This is a genomic window from Tenacibaculum sp. TC6, from assembly GCF_050606265.1.
Classification (GTDB): Bacteria; Bacteroidota; Bacteroidia; order Flavobacteriales; family Flavobacteriaceae; genus Polaribacter.
In genome coordinates, this window is sequence record NZ_JBOCUK010000030.1 from 29,020 (window position 1) to 45,603 (window position 16,584).

The following is a 16,584-nucleotide window of genomic DNA, read 5'->3' on the forward strand; positions in this document are numbered from 1 at the left end:
TTTTTAATTTATTTTAAATCGTAACCCCGTATAAAAGTTACTTCCAAATATGGGAGCATATATCATAGTAGTGTCAAAATAATTACCAAATGGATTATCACTGCCTACTATGGGGTTTTCTTGTTTGTAATTTGTTATATTTTCTGCTCCTGCATATACTTCAAACCTTTTTGAAAATACTTTGGTTATTTGTGTAGTTAATAAGCTGTATGGTCTAGAATATGTAGCAAGCTGATATGCACTAGGATTGTGAGTAGTATTGGGTAGGCGTTGTTTGCCCAACCAATTATAAGTTACATCAAACTTCCACTTAGCCTCCTTGTTTTTTGGTAATGTTTCATAAGAAATACTGGTAAAAAACCTGTTTTTAGCCAATAAAGGTTTTTGAAAAGAACCGCTTAAATAATCGGTTGTCACTTCATTGATTCGGTAGGCCATTCTAATGTTGAAATAAGGAATAATGTTTTGATTTACTTCTAGTTGAAAACTATTGGCTATACTTTTGCCTGAGAGGTTATAAAAAGAAACTTCTCTGGCGTTTTCCCAATCTACCACTACCTGATTTTCAAAATTTGTTTGATAAAAATCTAAGGTAATATCTCCTTTTTTACCAAACAACTTGTAACCTTGTAAAAATGAAATTCCGTAGTTCCATGCTGTTTCCGGATTCAAACCATATATTTTTCCTTGATTTGGCATTAGGTTAATGGTTCTTGACGAAGAAAACAGTTGCTGGTTTTCTGCAAAAACATTGGCACTTCTTTTTCCTTTTCCTATAGAGGCCCTTAAAACACCTTTGTTCCATACTACATATCTTGTATGTAATCTGGGAGTTATAAAGGTGCCTAATACATTATGATAATCTAATCGAATACCGGCTGTAATACTAAAATCATCAGAATTATCAAAAGCATACTCAAAGAAGGCTCCAACACCTTTTTCTGTTCTGTTAAAATAATTAGTAAGTACCTGTTCATGGTACTTATCATAAACCACGCTTATTCCGGTTTTAAATTTATGTCTGGTGTCACCAATAATAGAGCTAAATAAGGCATTTCCGTAGAAACTTTGATGCTTGATAGAGTAATCTTTTAATCCGAAATAAGATTCTTGGTTATGATTGCTATAGGCTGTTTGAAAGCCAAAACTTTGAAAAGGTAATTCAGGAAAAACATAACCTATTTTGGCAGAAGCGTCAAAGCGGGTCGTATTTATTTCACTACCCCATGCGTTGGTAGTTCCTTTATCATGGTTTGGAACAAAATTAACTTGCCCTGTTTGTTTACGGTCTTTTAAAAAACGGAGATTTAAAAAACTTACCCATCCTTTTTCGGCATCAATATATTGCCACCTGTTCATTATGTTCATTTGATTGGCTAAAGGGGCGTCTAAGAAGCTATCTTTATTTCTATCAAAACGCTCACCTCTGTAGTTACCATGCAAATACAAACCGGTATGCCATTTTTTACTTACTTTTTGATTCAAATGAATGTTTAATTCTGTTCTGCCGCCAAGAGCTCTGTATACATTTATAAAAAAAGGAGAATCAGTAAAAGGTTTTACCAATTCTGTATTAATTTGTCCGGAAATACTTTCATAGCCATTAATAACGCTTCCGGCTCCTTTTGTTATTTGTATACTTTCCACCCAAGTACCGGGTGTAAAAGTTAAACCATATACTTGCGAAGCACCTCGAATGGAGGGAATGTTTTCTTGGTTGATTAATAAGTACGGACTTTTTAAGCCTAACATTTGAATTTGTTTTGTACCCGTTAGGGCATCTGAAAAATTAACATCAATAGAAGGATTTGTTTCAAAGCTTTCAGATAAATTACAACAGGCAGCTTTTAATAATTCTCCGCTATCAATAGTCATTACATTTTGGGTTTGTAAAAATGACCTTTGTACCGATTGCCTTTGTGTTTTAATGGTAACTTCATCTAAAACATGGGCTTCTTTTAATACGTGTTTTACAAATTTATTATTGAGTATAGTTAATGTATCTGTTTTATAGCCTATATAATTTATAATTAGTTTTTTAAATTCTTTTTTATAAGGAAGTGTAAAAGATCCGTTTTCTTGGGTGGTTGTACCTGTTTGCGTATGCAACCAGTAAACAGAAGCTCCTTGAACACCAATTGTTTTTCCGGATTGCTTTTTTTCTAAGACAATTCCTTTTAAAGAATTTTGAGAAAACGTTACGGCATATAAAAACAATACAAACGTATTTAATATGTGTTTCATGTGTTTATATTTATTGGTTTTCAATCGTCACATGTAACCTTTGATGTTAAAAATAATTATTCTGATGTGTGTTAATAATTATTTTGAACATGTCGGTTTCATTTTTATAATTTTTATCATTCATATTCACGATAATGTGAACTGTAATTATTTTGATTTTAGGTCAAAATGAGTAGTTAAATTTTAGTCTTAACTAAAAAATTAAATATGAAATCATATGATAAAAACCATATTGAGAAGTTGTATGTTAGGAGTTATTATTGGGGGGATATAGTTTTTAAAAGGAATACGATACCGTTTTAAAAAAGTTAACTCAGGTTGCGTAATTTTAGTTTGTGAAATAGCATGGACAACTTTAGTTACAACTGTTTTCTCTTTTAATAATTTATCAACATTTTGTAGCCCTTTTATATACGTTAGCTCGTCTTTACAACACGATTTTTTTTCTGATTTAAAAGCATCACTACAATCTTCTTCTTTTTCACCACCACAAGAATTGGCATTGCCAAAAAAAGAAATATCTATTAAAAAGTTACCGCAAAAGTGTTTTTCTACTGTGAAAGAAACAGTAGATAAAACCGTTAAGAGGGTTAATAGGGTAATGGCTATTTTTTTGAGTAACATGCTCATAAAGGCAAACTTACAAAAAAGTAATAGTATAGTGAATAACTAGTGTTTTTTTATAGTTATAGATAACCATTTTTTTATGATTCCTAAAAGAAAGTATTCTGCCTGAAAGAAAGGATTTTATAAGTAGTTAAAATCCTTTAACATTTTTTTAACATTTTTTAGTTATGGTGTTTTTGAATTCAGTTGTTTCACCTCTACACGAAAAATTAAATTAAAATGAAGAATTTATTAAGAGGATTGGTTGTAGGATTTTTAGCAATGGTAACATTGAGTTGCTCTGATGACGACACCTTAAATGTAGGGTATGAAACAAGTTTTACAATTCAACCTAATACAGATTTGTTTGTTAACAGAGACGGATCAGTAAATGTATTAGTAAAAGGAGCTTTTAAAGACACAAACCCTAACTCTGTAGTTATAGAAAGAGGTTTTGTATACGGGTTAACTCCTAACCCTAAAATAGAAAACGGAAATACTACGGTAGCTAAAGGCGTTATAGAGAATATAGTAGTTGGTGATCTTAGAAACTTAGAAAAAGAAAAAACATATTATATCAGAGGATATTTTAAAAAAGTAAGTGGGAATCATTTCTATGGAGAAGAATTAAAAGTAGTAACAGGAGCTAATGTAAAAGATACACGCTCAATAACTTTAGAAATAGCGAGTAAGCCGTTTTTTGTATCGCAAACTGAAATTACTCCGGAGGTTAAGGTAGTAAAGGTAGAAAAAGAATCACCGGTAGAAATAGGGTTTGAATATAGTACTACCGCAGATTTTTCAGATAGTAAAAAAGTAGTAATATCTGGAGTGCAAGGAAACTTTATAGAAAAAGAGTATCAAGAACTTATAGGTGGATTAAAGGCATCAACAACCTATTATTTTAAACCGTATGCAAAATATGCAGATGGTACCATTACCAATGGAGGAACCAGTAAAACATCAATAAGCACTAAGTAAATAAAAAAAGCCTTCAACGAGTTGAAGGCTTTTCTTTTTTAGTTTTTTATTTAGAATTGGTAACGAACACTTAGTCCGAAATCAGAATTAAATCCGTCATAACCATCGCTAAAACCAACTTCAGGACGGTAATCTAATGAAATTAATAACGGAATGTCAAAGTTGTACTCTACACCAATAACCCCGGCACCAAATAATGAAGTACTAGAAATGTCGGTAGATTTAACTTTCCAACTACCAACACCACCACCAACACCGGCGTACCAGTTAAAACGGTTTTCTAATTGCCATACCCATTGGTATAATCCGGTAGCTTTAAAAGCACTATAGTTTTTATTTCCTCTAATACCTAAATCAACCTCTAAACGGTTAGCGCTTCCTAATCTACGTTGGTATGATATTTCTCCACCAAATCCGTTGTTATCTCCAAAACGAATACCTAAAGCATTTTCAGAGATCTCCTGTGCATTTGCTGTTAAAACAGACAAGGTTACGAAACCAATGAATAAAAATAGTTTTCTCATAATAAAAAATTTAATTGTTCTTAATTTGTGTTTTTTGTCAAATTATATGCCAAATATATCCATTATTTTTTTACTATTAACCTGTTACCTTTAGAATGACTACTAAATTCAGGTGCGTACATGTTCTGAATAGTTGTAATTCCGTTGCTAAAATTACCGGCATTATTTACTCTTACATCATACTCAAAAACATATACTCCTTTAGGTAAACGATCAAAAAAGAAGTTTGTTGCGGCGTCTTGGGTACTTTCGTAATATCCTAAACTGTCTTGCCATTTATATTCAGATAAAACTGTAACCGGCTCAACACCGCTGGCTCTCATATCTTTCATATGAACAAATTCCATATCCCTATCAGAACGTAGTTCTATTCTAACGGTAAGTAGGTCACCCACATTAAGTGTTGAATTATCAGTAATGGCTACCAGTTTTTTACCGGTATCTGAGTTGATCTTTTTAAACAGTTTTTTACTCAATTGTAAAGGCGTTTTTGCCGCTGTAATTTTATCTAAGTCTTCAAAGTACTGCCAGTACAAACCACCCCAGGCAATAGAATTGCTGTTTGAGTTAAGGGTAACGTTGCCCATGTTAGGTGTAATTTGATTTTCTTTCCATGAAGTTTTAAAGTAGCCTGTTCCGGCTTCTACTTTAATGTTAGGGTTTTCTGAAGGTTTAATCACGTTATTACCAATGGTAACTGTAACTAATTCTGTAGAAGACACCCAGTCACTATTTTGAAGTAATAGCGCATAAATAGCTTCGGTAGTAGCCTTGGTGGTTTTCCATTGACTTACCTGCTTATTTTTTAATAACCATATTTTTAAATTATCAATAGTAGAAGCATCATTTTCAATCTCAGTAAAGGCTTCAATTAAAAGCGCTTGCGTTTCAATAGGAGCTTGATACCAGAACCAGCTAGGTTTATTGGCTTTCCAGTACATCCCTAGTTCTTCAGAAGTAATACTGTTTTCTTTTAAAGATTTTAAAATGGCCGTAGCTGTTTTTTTATTTCCGGTTCTGTGATTAATTAAAGCCATTAACCCTTCGCTGTAGAGGTCAAAATCTTTCCAATAGTTTGTTGTTTGTTGGGTGTAGAAGTTAACTGCTTTATCAGTATTGTTATTTAACGGTACATTTTTATAAAAGCTACGCATGTATAAATACTGAATAATAAAATTGCTTAAGTGATTTTTCTTTAAAAAAGCTTCATACTTCTTATTTCCTTCTTTCTCTTTTATTTTAAGCGCTTGTTTAAGCATTTCTTTATGGATATCTACAATTTCATTATCTAAAAATTGAATAGCTTTTAGTATAATACTTTCTTGAGTACTATCAGAAGTAGTAATGCCTAACTGTTTTAAATGCCCAAAACCACTAGCTATATGTAACGTAATATACGGATTTGGCGAATAGTTACCCTTAAACCAAGGAAAACCTCCGTTACTCATTTGCATATTTTTTAATTTTTGAATAGCGGCTTGTTGATCGTTACTTAATTTGTTTAAATCGAATAACAAAGCAATTCTCTTTTTCTGTTCGGTTTCAGATTGCGCGTCTCGTAACCAAGGAGTTTCTTGAATAATCAGTGATTTTAATTCTTGATTTTTTTCTAAATTACTTAGTAAAGCATCAGAAGATTTCCATTGATTAAAAACTTCTTGAATTCTAGGATTAGAGTTTGCTATATGACTAGCTAAAGTATTGGCGTAATAACGAGCAAAAGTTTGTTCACTACATTCATAAGGATATTCCATTAAATAAGGTAGTGCCTGTATAGCATACCAAGCAGGATTAGACGTAATCTCTAATGTTAATTGATGATTTTTTAGAGTAGAAGAGCTGTTGTTTTTTAGCTTATCTAAACTAAAAGTTTTGGTTTGGTTACCTTTTACCCACATAGAGAGTGTTTCTGTAACCAACATTCTGTTGGATAATACAGGTAAAGCATTTTGCTCACCATCTGAAAAATCACCCGCCTTAGCTATAATTTTATATTGAACAGCTTCCAGGTTTTCCGGGATAGATAAGTTCCAAGAAACATTGGCATTGCCGTTTTTAGCTACCGAAAAAGATTGTGTTTTACCGGAAGCTGTTAACAGATTAACTTCACTACCGGTAATAGGATTTGTTAAGATAAGTTGAGCGGTACCTTCTAAGTTTTTATCAGATAGATTAGCTATTTTAGTATTGATGGTAATTTGATCTCCCTGACGTAAAAAACGAGGAGCGTTTGGAGTAACCATAAGCTCTTTTTGAGTAACCGTTTCTAATGTTTTAGTGGCAGAATTTAGCTCTTTAGTATGCGCCAATAACTGTAATTTCCATTTGGTTAATGCTTCCGGAGCGGTAAAGTTAAAAGATACGTTTCCGTCTTTATCCGTTGTTAAATGAGGATAGAAAAAAGCAGTTTCTTGTAAGTTTTTACGGATTTGCACTTTTGTAGATGCAATATCATTCGTGTCAGATTCCCCTGAAACCGGAGGTGGTAAATCAGAATCGGCAACTCCATTAGCATTTTCAGAAAGTCGGGCTACTTTTTTTCGTTGAGAAGCCATAAGGTTACCGGTTACAGTTTCCTCTTCAAGCTCAGCTTCAACAGGAGCATCATTCATTTCATTTAATGTAGCTCTTTTCATGTAAACAGGACTATTAAAAAAGCTAAACCCATACCAATTATACTGAGCGTTAAAGAGCTCGGTATTTATAGTTATGTTATTGTTATTATCATATAAATTTTGAACTCTAAAGTGAGAAACACCAAAACTAGCATTAGCCTCTGCATTATTATATGTATGGTATATCGGTTTTTGTATAGGTGTAAATTGCCATTGATGTGGTTTAAAAGCGTCAAGAGAAGCATCGTACATTCCTGCTAAAAGTTCGGCAGTAACCATGTCTTTTTTAGCTCCTTTTACTGTAAAACTCCATGTTTGTTGTTCACCCGGGTAGAGTTTATCTCTAAAGGTTTTCGTGGTAATTTCTAAATCAGTTTTAGGGTAGGGTACTTGTATTAATAAATTGCCTTTATCAAAAGCATTATAATTTACATAATACCATTGAATGCCGAAACCACCCAAGTCTTGTTCTGTCACCGGAATGGTGATTTTTTTATGATCTTTAGTAAGATGGATATAGTGTTTTTCAACAATATTACGTTGTTTTTCAACTAGCAAAACCAAGCTAATATCTTTTGAATTAGAGCTAACGGTTAGTACAACTTTGTCGCCGGCTTTATATGATTTTTTATCAGCAGTAATGCTAATAAGTTTTTGATCTGCGGGTAATTTATCTTGAGGAGAAAAGAGCGTGAAAAACTGCTTCGCTTCTACTTTTTGACCAAATTTATCACTGGTTTCTAAAACAGCTAAATATTTTCCTGAAGGCCAGTTTTTAAATTTGTCTAATATCAGTTCTTTCTGTTTTTCGGTATTAAAAGCTAGTGTTTGAATAGCATTTCCTTTATCCCAATTCATAAAATTATCTTCATCAGTATAAGCATCATGAGGATATTTGTTCTCAAATTCTTTTTGAGGAATTGTTTGGTAATCAGGAGCGGTCCAAGGACGTTTGCGTAAAATTCTGTTCGGAGCTTTTAGTTTGTATATAGAAATAGTTCCTGAACCTGCTACAAACTCATTATTTAAATTTTTAGTATTAATTTTTATGGTGGTTTTTCCTTCAGATTTATCAATGTTTTCAGGAATATTTAGCTCAGCAAGTAGTGTGTGATAGCCCACTTTTACTTGTGTGGTAGCACTTCGGGTTTCACCATTAATATCTGTTACATCAGCGGTTATTTCGTAAGTAAAAACGGGTAAATCTTTTTTGTTAACACTTTCGTCCGGTAATGCTTTAAATTCAATTGAAAAGTTACCGGAATTATCGGTTATTGTTTCACCATAGGTAATTTCTTGAGGTTGTGAAATAAAGAAAGGTTTGTACCAATACCACCATCTTGGGTATTCAACTTTACGATGTACTCGGTAAACTACTTTAGCATCAGAAATAGTAGCTCCAGAATATGCTTTAGCAAAACCGTTTATAGTTACAACATCATTTATTTTTATACTGGAAGTAATCGGTGAAAATTCAGCTTCAAACTTTGGACGTTTATATTCTTCAACAGAAATATAGGTGTAGTTTTTTCTGCCATCAATAGATGTTTCAATTACAAACTGCCCCGTTAATCCTTGTTTTGGAATGATAAATTGAGAAGAGAAAGAACCAAAATCATTTGTTTTTAATGTTATTTCTTTGATGTTTTGATGGTTTACATCTTTTAACGTGACTACAACAGTTTCATTGGTTTTAACTGTTGCTTTGTTTTTAAAGGATTCCATAGATATTCCTTTAAAATAAATCGTTTGACCGGGTCTGTATATACTTCTGTCAGTAAAAAGAAACGTTTCTGTATAGGCTTTTTCTACAGAAGAAGTGTTTCTATATTTAGGATTGATATAAAAATAACCAAAAGTCGCTGTTTTGCCTTTGTAAGTTATTATAGCACGAACATTAGGGAAATATTCGCGATTATTAGGATAATATGTAAACTCACCATTTTTGTCTGTAGTAAAGTGAGTGTCAATTTTTTTATCATAATGATTTCTGGTTGTGTTGGTAAAATGCACTTTAGCATTTGCCAGAGGCATACCGGTATTTCGGTCAACTATCTGATAGTTGTTTTCTTGATTGTGATTGATAATAAAAGCAATATCCGTTGCTTGGATTGATGAAAAAGCAAAGGTTGATTTTTTAGTTAAATTTTTGTCTGTAGTAGCTAATATTAAAAAACTACCATCGGATAATTTTGGAAGACCAATTTCTGTCGTATGCTGTTGGTAATCTCCTTCATTTTTTAAATCGGAACACCAACTTTCATTTTTAGGTAATTTCTGTATAAAATCAACTTGTTTGCCCTCATTATATATTTCATTAAGTTGAGTTATTTGATCAGAAGTAATTTTATAGACAGAAAAATAAATCTCATGTACGTTTTTGTAATTCACTAATACTTTAGAAAATTGTTCTACAGGAACATTTTTTTCAGTTAGTATGCTCAGTGATTTTGAGGTTATCTGTTGTTTTAAAATAGTGCATTTTTTTGCTCCTAAACTTTTAGGGTAAGTAGTAATGATTTGAGTACAAATAGTTAAAGCCTCTTTGTTTTTAAATTGATACGTTTCATCTTTATTAGGTTGATACGTGTTGGCTAATTCATTGTATATCTTGGCAATTTCAAACGCATATAAACCTGATGCTTCGTTGCCTTTATATTTATTTTTTGAAGCTTCGAGAGTTGTTAAAAGTAATTTTTGTTTATCGTAAAAAGTACCATGCTCATTTACAAAAGTCAAGCGTTCTATATCATTTGCTACTAAAGCATTTGAATTTTTACTGTTAAGGTGAAATTGAATAAGCTTTTGATATACTTTTAAGGCATTAAGCTGGAGTGATAGACTATCTTTAGAAGCTAGCGTTAGTGTTGAAAATTTGTTGAAATCACCTAAAAAATCCGGATTATCAATCTTAAATTCATACGACGGTTTAGTTATATTAGTTTCTGTGGTCTTGTAAAACTCTAATGAGTTATGTGCTAAAAAATCAAATAAAGTTGGTTGAAATGTTTTAGTGTCTTCAGTAAGTTGTAAAATATCTTCAAAGTCGTGAATCTTTATTTTTTGTAGCTGCGGAGTGTTCTGTAAAGAAGCTTCAAAATAAGAATGTACCTCGTTAAAAAGCGTTGTTAAATCCCAAGTTCTAAAATCATCTTTATCAACTTTACTTGAAGTTTGTGTTCTGTCATAGAACTTCCATCTATTCTGATTAAAATATTGCCAATATAAGTTGGCTAAAATATTTTCAAGAACATTTTTAGTAGGAAAGTTACTGGATGCTATATGTTCTTTAAACTGATTGATAACTTTTAATTGAGCGTTTTCTTCCAGTACTAATGAAATTTTACTTTTATAAAAAAGAGTCTTTATAATTTGAGGTGAGTTTTTGTCTTTTTGCGCTTTATTGTAGATTTCGTTTACTACTTCTAAGGCAGATTTAGGAAGATTGTCATTTTCAAACTTAAGTACTTTATTCCATAAACCTTTATAGTTTTCCTGAGCGTTTATGGTGGTTGAAAATAAGCATATCATGAGTAAAATGGGTGTTAGTTTTTTCATATTCTAAAATTTTTTCAGAAAGAGTTTTTAGTTTTTTTAGGGTTTAATAATTAGTAAAACACGGATTTTAATAGGTGTTGAGCAACTTAAAATACGTGAAACAGTGTATTTAGCGTGTAAACAAGAGTTTTCATTGAGTTTTGGTTTTAAAGATAACGAATTTGTACCATGGTTTTGTATTTTTGTTGCAAACTCACATGGATATATGAACATACATTTTATAGCTATTGGAGGCAGTGCAATGCACAACTTAGCAATTGCTTTACACCAAAAAGGATACCAAATTACAGGAAGTGATGATACAATACATGAGCCTTCTAAATCTCGTTTAGAAAAATATGGATTACTACCTGAGCAATTTGGGTGGTTTCCTGAAAAAGTAAACGTAACATTAGATGCGGTTATTTTAGGGATGCATGCAAAACAAGATAATCCGGAGTTAATTAAAGCACAGGAGTTAGGAGTAAAGATATATTCGTATCCGGAGTTTTTATATGAGCAGTCAAAACATAAAACAAGAGTTGTTATTGGGGGGTCACATGGTAAAACAACCATAACTTCAATGATTTTACATGTGTTGAATTACCATGATGTAAAGGTAGATTATATGGTAGGAGCTCAATTGGAAGGGTTTGAAACTATGGTGCATTTAACCGAAGAAAATGAATTTATTGTTTTGGAAGGGGATGAATATTTGAGTTCACCAATTGATAGACGACCTAAATTTCATTTGTACAAACCGAACATAGCTTTAATAAGCGGTATTGCTTGGGATCATATTAATGTATTTCCAACTTTTGAAAATTATGTAGAGCAGTTTTCAATATTTACTAATTCTTTAACCAATGGAGGTATTATGGTATATAATGAAGAAGATTCTGAAGTAAAGAAAGTAGTGGAAGCGTCTGAGCACTCGATAAAAAAATATCCATATCGTACTCCTGGTTACACCATAGAAAACGGAACTACTTATATCGATACTCCCGATGGAGCAATGCCGTTAGAAATTTTTGGAAAGCATAATTTACAAAACTTGGCAGGAGCAAAATGGATATGTCAACACATGGGAATAGATGAGGAAGATTTTTACGAAGCTATTGCTAGTTTTAAAGGAGCAAGTAAGCGTTTAGAAAAAATAGCAGAGAGCTCAGATACGGTAGTTTTTAAAGATTTTGCGCATAGTCCAAGTAAGGTAAAAGCAACAACAACAGCAGTTAAAAAACAATATGCCAATAAAACATTACTAGCCTGTTTAGAGTTACATACCTATAGTAGTTTAAATGCTGAATTTTTAGAAGAGTATGAAGGAACCTTATCAAATGCAGACAAAGCGGTAGTTTTTTATTCTCCGGATGCTGTAAAAATTAAAAAACTAGAAGAAGTTACTAAAGATCAAATAGCAAAAGCATTTAAAAGAGAAGATTTAATTATTTATACGCACCCTGAAGATTTTAAAAATTTTCTTTTTAATGAAAATCTGAAAAATACAGCTCTGCTTTTAATGAGTTCGGGTAACTACGGAGGGTTAAACTTTGATGAGGTTAAAGGTTTAGTTTAGATTTTAGCCTGCTAATAACATATTTTCTTATTTTTTTATTAAATATGAATAGAGTTAACAAGTTTAACCTGTGTTTATATAGAAAAACAATGCCCCATATTTTTCTGTTGTAACGGCTAATTCTAAGATTTTTTATAAAGAATAATTGTTTTTTTATAAAATTAGAAGTGTCTCTAGTCTTGTGATATTTTAGAGAATTAGGATTGTTCATTAAAAAGCTAGAACTAGCAACAAAATTATTTAAGTAATTGAAGTTTTTATTATTTTTTAGTGAGTCTTTTACTGATGTTTTTAAAGAAAGAAGGTATAGGTCGTAAGTGTTTCTTAAAGAGGGAGTTTTATACCACTGCCCTTTATCATTTATTTGTTTATTATAACAAGTGATTAAAACTTGATCAGTAAAAGAAAGTACCGAGGTGTTGTCTTTATTTTTTTTTAGATTCTCTTTTACATGATTATAGTTAAAATATTTTTCATCTGAAATCATTTTATAGTGAATTTCTACAGCAGCTATACGATTATGTTTTGTAATCTTAGGATAATGTCTTTCTGATAAAGTATTATCAATAAAGTCGATATTTTTTTCCTTATATCCATCGTTTTTTAAACTTATTACAGCTTTTGAAAAATCAGAGTTTGGGACTAAAAAATCAATATCTCCAACCATACGTTCACCTACATCTTCGTATAATCCTTCCAGTAAATTACCGGTTCCTTTTAAAAAGATAGGTGTAATATTATTAGTTAAAAGTATATCATTAATTTCCTGAGCCTGTTTTATAATTTGAAGATTACGTTCTCTGTTGAGGTTAGTAATATGTTCCATATATTCAGCCAGGTCCTGTGGAATATGCTTAAGTAAGTCAGTACGTTTTAAATTGCAATATAAAGCCGGAAAAACATAATGAGCTGTACTTAATTTGACGACTGCATCCCAATCAACGTTACCGGAAATTATTTCATTTTCAACACCATCTTTGTTGTGTTTTTCATGCGTTATGGTTAAACATTTACCAACAAAAAATAAGGTTTCTTTATAGTTCATTTGAAAACAATTTTTTTACAGTTTGAATCATTTTTTGATTGTCAGAGTAAACCAATCTGTAGCAATTTAAATCACTAAACCAATTTAAAAATGTTTCAGCATTTTCAGGAATAGGAGACAACCAAGAGTCAGGAACTAATTGTTGAAAGGCTTCTGTTTTTGATATATTGGTAATACTTAAATTGCTTTCAGGAACATATTTAATAAATACAAGTTTTTTACATGGCTTGTGCTGTGTGTAATCAGCATTATTAGGAGGAAGATATCGTACAACTTTATTTAGCTTTTTAAAGTGATATTCAGCAGTGTTTTCTAATTCAGGATACAACTGTAAAAGAACTGGTAGACTATTTTTTTTAATAGAAATTGCTGAAGGAAAACTATACACTTCTTTATTTTTTGCAAGAACAGGAACAAAATCGTCTGCTAAACAGGTAAAACCATTGGCTTGTAATAAAGCTAAAGAAGTGCTTTTTCCATTACCGGAATCACCAAGAAAAAGTATAGCGTTTTCATCATTGCTAACCGCAGAAGCATGAAAAATTCCCATCCAATCATCTTCTTTATAGCTATGAGTATGCTCTATTATTTTCATTGAAAACTTTCCTTGAAAAAAATGACTTTCATTAAAAGACCAATGACCAATATATTCATCATTGCAATAAAAAAAGATAGCTTCTTTATACGTGAATACCTGATAGTGATAGTTTATTTTTTCTTGTTTTTTTACTTCTAAATGAGCAAACTTTGGATGTATTAGCGATACTTCATAGTCAGATAGAAAATCAACTAAAAATACGGTATTATTTATTTTATAATATTTTCTATGTTCAAATGAAGAAGGAATAGGAGTGTTACATTGTTCAAAGGGTAATGTTCCTGTTTTCTCTAATAATTTTTTAATATCATTAATGAACTGATTTGCTTCTGAGTATGGCACATGTATCTTATCAGAAAGAAAACTTGTAATGGTTTCCTCAGGAGTATTGTTTGTTAATAAAGTGAGTATCTCTGCAACAATTTTTTCTACTATAATGTATTGATTATTGTTGGCTAACCATACCAAGCTTTTCTCTTCAATATCTTTTGTTAAAATCATATCCAACAAAAATAATAAAACCAATTTCAAGCAATTATATTTCTCATAAAATATATTAAACTATTTACGTTTAAATAAATAATTGATTGGTATTTTTGTGGTATGTACAAACAAAGAATAGAATTAGAAGAAGGAGATTATTATCTTAACGAGCAGGGATATAAAGTGTTTACAGAAAAATACCATTTGAGAAGAGGGTATTGTTGTAAGAGTGGGTGCAAACATTGTCCATATAGTTATGATAAAAAAACAGATAGTTTTAAGAAGTAGTGACCTTATATAGATTATTGTTTCTAATTAAAAGGAAAATTCAATTAAAATATAAAAAATGAAAAAATTTTTAGTATTGTTTATAGGGCTTCAGTTGGTTGGTTGTGCTGAATTGCAAAAAGTAGTTAGTCAATTGCCAAGTCAAGGAGGGTTAACTCAAGAACAAATAGGAAATGGATTACGCCAGGCACTTGATAACGGAATACAGCATCAGGTATCTAAATTAACCGCAAAAGACGGTTTTTATAAAAATGAATTAGTAAAAATTTTACTACCGGAAGAATTACAGGTTGTAGACAGAGGCTTGCGTAAAATAGGATTAAGTTCATTGGCAGATGAAGGGCTTAGGGCTATTAATAGAACTGCTGAAGATGCAGTAAAAACAGCAACACCTATTTTTGTTAATGCGGTAAAAGAAATTACATTTACAGATGCAAAAAATATATTATTAGGAGAGCAAAATGCTGCCACTACATATTTACAAGGAAAAACAAATACAGCTCTGTATGGTAAATTTCACCCGGTAATTCAGAATTCATTTGCTAAGGTTGGTGCTGATAAAATTTGGGCTAATTTAATTTCTAAATACAATAGCATTCCTTTTGTAAAACAGGTAAATCCTGATTTAACAGATTATGTAACTCAAGAAGCTTTAGAAGGAGTTTTTACTATGATTGCGGTAGAAGAGAAAGGAATACGAGAAAAAGTAGGTTTACGTAATACTGATTTACTTCGTAGAGTTTTTGCTTTGCAAGATAAAATATAAAAAAGTTAGATATATTATTTTTAAGCTTCACCTTTGGTGGAGCTTTTTTTGCTTTTAATTGAGTAAAAAATAAAATAATAATTAATTGTAAATCAAAATATTGTGTATATTTATAAGGTTGTTAAATTTTAAACTATGTTACGAGTAGATCAATTACATAAGTATAGAAAACATCTTGAGGATAGATATGGAAAATTGGTTGAAAGAGCTAATGATTATAAATATATCGATGAGTGTAAAAGTGACAGATCAGCTTTTAAAGCAATGAAAATTTTGGAGAAATTGAATAGGATAAAATATTTAGATCAGGAATTTTCAGATTCGATTGTGTAACTGTTTAAAATAATCAAAAGCTTTCAAAAGTCTACTACCATACCAAGAAAACATTTCACCGTCAACAAAAATCGTTTTGGCATGATGTGTAAATCTCCCTATTTCAAAGGCATGTTCCTCTTTGAAAGGGTAGGGTTCTGATGATAATAAAACAAGATCAGGATCACCTTCAATTCGGATTTTCTTTAATTCAATTTCAGGGTAACGATTTTTATTACTGTAAATATTTTCAAAGTTGTTTAGTAATAATAAATGATTTATAAAATTATTGTTGCCAGCTACCATCCATGGGTTTCTCCATATAAAATAAGCAACTTTTTTTGTAGGTTTATCCTTTACGAATTCTTGAAATTCGTTAAGTTTAAAATTTAGTTTTTGTATTATTCTATTAGCCTCAGTTCTGCAAGAAAATAACTCACCATATTGTTGAATAAGCTCCTTGGCATCAGATAAGGTAAAAATATCAGAAACATGAGTTGGAGCTATTTTTTCGCATGCTTCAACTATTTCTTTAGTGTTTTCTTCTTTATTACAAAGAATAATGTCAGGTTTAAGCTCCTTAATTCTGTCTGCTTTAATATTTTTAGTACCTCCAACAATAGTTATTGTTTTTTTAATATGAACAGGATGTACACAAAATTTTGTTATACCCACTAAAAATTCCTCTAAACCTAAGTCAACTAACAATTCTGTTTGACTAGGAACTAGAGAGATAATTCGTTTAGGTGTTTTGGATAATGTAATTTCTCTGTTAATTTGATCAATCAAGGTTATTTTTTAATCGCAATATATGAGAAAAAATTAGATGAGAATGAAATATTATCCCAATGTGAGCTTCCCCTAATTAGAACTGCATAAATTTCTGCGTATTTTATCGGTGATTATCTACCCAGTCTGTCATGGGGTCTATGATGGTTATAATCATACATCAATCTTGTGTTTGTTCTCTTACTTGGTCGATATTCTCAAAGATGTACTTATCAAG

At 31.2% G+C, this 16,584-nt stretch carries 11 protein-coding genes and 1 pseudogene; 4 read left to right on the plus strand and 8 right to left on the minus strand.

All coding sequences use genetic code 11. The annotated features are described in order from the left end of the window. Nucleotides 1-3 precede the first annotated feature (3 nt). Both ACQY1Q_RS13935 and ACQY1Q_RS13940 read right to left on the minus strand, forming a co-directional pair. On the minus strand, nt 4-2,244 hold the full coding sequence (locus ACQY1Q_RS13935) for a TonB-dependent receptor (RefSeq protein WP_431005933.1): 2,241 nt from the start codon (nt 2,242-2,244) through the stop codon (nt 4-6). Nucleotides 2,245-2,457: 213 nt separating this feature from the next. Further along, a complete protein-coding gene (locus ACQY1Q_RS13940) occupies nt 2,458-2,874 on the minus strand; it encodes an HYC_CC_PP family protein (RefSeq protein ID WP_431005934.1) in 417 nt (138 codons plus the stop codon). 216 nt (nt 2,875-3,090) lie between these two features. Between ACQY1Q_RS13940 and ACQY1Q_RS13945 the strand changes: the two genes are divergently transcribed. Continuing rightward, nucleotides 3,091-3,831, plus strand: a complete 741-nt coding sequence (locus ACQY1Q_RS13945; protein ID WP_431005935.1) for a hypothetical protein — start codon at nt 3,091-3,093, stop codon at nt 3,829-3,831. A 50-nt stretch (nt 3,832-3,881) separates the two neighbouring features. Here the strand turns inward: ACQY1Q_RS13945 and ACQY1Q_RS13950 are convergent, their stop codons facing one another. Together ACQY1Q_RS13950 and ACQY1Q_RS13955 are read right to left on the minus strand one after the other, a co-directional pair. After that, a complete protein-coding gene (locus tag ACQY1Q_RS13950) occupies nt 3,882-4,355 on the minus strand; it encodes a hypothetical protein (protein ID WP_431005936.1) in 474 nt (157 codons plus the stop codon). A 62-nt stretch (nt 4,356-4,417) separates the two neighbouring features. Then, complete coding sequence (locus tag ACQY1Q_RS13955; protein WP_431005937.1) at nt 4,418-10,528, minus strand: alpha-2-macroglobulin family protein; 6,111 nt, start codon at nt 10,526-10,528, stop codon at nt 4,418-4,420. 205 nt (nt 10,529-10,733) lie between these two features. Between ACQY1Q_RS13955 and ACQY1Q_RS13960 the strand changes: the two genes are divergently transcribed. Then, nucleotides 10,734-12,086 carry a UDP-N-acetylmuramate--L-alanine ligase gene (locus ACQY1Q_RS13960; RefSeq protein ID WP_431005938.1) on the plus strand — a complete coding sequence of 451 codons (1,353 nt, stop codon included), beginning with the start codon at nt 10,734-10,736 and terminating at the stop codon, nt 12,084-12,086. Here the strand turns inward: ACQY1Q_RS13960 and ACQY1Q_RS13965 are convergent. Next, nucleotides 12,070-13,131 (minus strand): nucleotidyltransferase family protein, encoded by a 1,062-nt coding sequence (locus ACQY1Q_RS13965; protein ID WP_431005939.1) that lies wholly within the window; start codon nt 13,129-13,131, stop codon nt 12,070-12,072. The two genes, ACQY1Q_RS13960 and ACQY1Q_RS13965, sit on opposite strands and share 17 nt — an antisense overlap. After that, nucleotides 13,121-14,230: a hypothetical protein gene (locus tag ACQY1Q_RS13970; RefSeq protein WP_431005940.1), complete on the minus strand. Its 1,110-nt coding sequence runs from the start codon at nt 14,228-14,230 to the stop codon at nt 13,121-13,123. The genes ACQY1Q_RS13965 and ACQY1Q_RS13970 overlap by 11 nt, the downstream gene beginning before the upstream one ends. A 102-nt stretch (nt 14,231-14,332) precedes the next feature. Here ACQY1Q_RS13970 and ACQY1Q_RS13975 point away from each other — a divergent pair, with 102 nt between their 5' ends. Both ACQY1Q_RS13975 and ACQY1Q_RS13980 read left to right on the plus strand, forming a co-directional pair. Then, nucleotides 14,333-14,500: a DUF5522 domain-containing protein gene (locus tag ACQY1Q_RS13975; protein ID WP_431005941.1), complete on the plus strand. Its 168-nt coding sequence runs from the start codon at nt 14,333-14,335 to the stop codon at nt 14,498-14,500. Nucleotides 14,501-14,558: 58 nt separating this feature from the next. Then, nucleotides 14,559-15,266, plus strand: a complete 708-nt coding sequence (locus tag ACQY1Q_RS13980) for a DUF4197 domain-containing protein (RefSeq protein WP_431005942.1) — start codon at nt 14,559-14,561, stop codon at nt 15,264-15,266. 315 nt (nt 15,267-15,581) lie between these two features. Here ACQY1Q_RS13980 and ACQY1Q_RS13985 read toward each other — a convergent pair whose 3' ends face one another. Both ACQY1Q_RS13985 and ACQY1Q_RS13990 read right to left on the minus strand, forming a co-directional pair. After that, a complete protein-coding gene (locus tag ACQY1Q_RS13985; RefSeq protein ID WP_431005944.1) occupies nt 15,582-16,373 on the minus strand; it encodes an ABC transporter substrate-binding protein in 792 nt (263 codons plus the stop codon). A gap of 110 nt (nt 16,374-16,483) precedes the next feature. Further along, a pseudogene (locus ACQY1Q_RS13990) lies at nt 16,484-16,584 on the minus strand (integrase core domain-containing protein); the annotation flags it as partial.

Excerpts from the sequence above, each read along its gene's own strand:
- ACQY1Q_RS13935 (WP_431005933.1), bottom strand. The coding sequence starts at position 2,244 with ATGAAACACATATTAAATACGTTTGTATTGTTTTTATATGCCGTAACG.
- ACQY1Q_RS13940 (WP_431005934.1), bottom strand. The coding sequence starts at position 2,874 with ATGAGCATGTTACTCAAAAAAATAGCCATTACCCTATTAACCCTCTTA.
- ACQY1Q_RS13945 (WP_431005935.1), top strand. The coding sequence starts at position 3,091 with ATGAAGAATTTATTAAGAGGATTGGTTGTAGGATTTTTAGCAATGGTA.
- ACQY1Q_RS13950 (WP_431005936.1), bottom strand. The coding sequence starts at position 4,355 with ATGAGAAAACTATTTTTATTCATTGGTTTCGTAACCTTGTCTGTTTTA.
- ACQY1Q_RS13955 (WP_431005937.1), bottom strand. The coding sequence starts at position 10,528 with ATGAAAAAACTAACACCCATTTTACTCATGATATGCTTATTTTCAACC.
- ACQY1Q_RS13960 (WP_431005938.1), top strand. The coding sequence starts at position 10,734 with ATGAACATACATTTTATAGCTATTGGAGGCAGTGCAATGCACAACTTA.
- ACQY1Q_RS13965 (WP_431005939.1), bottom strand. The coding sequence starts at position 13,131 with ATGAACTATAAAGAAACCTTATTTTTTGTTGGTAAATGTTTAACCATA.
- ACQY1Q_RS13970 (WP_431005940.1), bottom strand. The coding sequence starts at position 14,230 with ATGATTTTAACAAAAGATATTGAAGAGAAAAGCTTGGTATGGTTAGCC.
- ACQY1Q_RS13975 (WP_431005941.1), top strand. The coding sequence starts at position 14,333 with ATGTACAAACAAAGAATAGAATTAGAAGAAGGAGATTATTATCTTAAC.
- ACQY1Q_RS13980 (WP_431005942.1), top strand. The coding sequence starts at position 14,559 with ATGAAAAAATTTTTAGTATTGTTTATAGGGCTTCAGTTGGTTGGTTGT.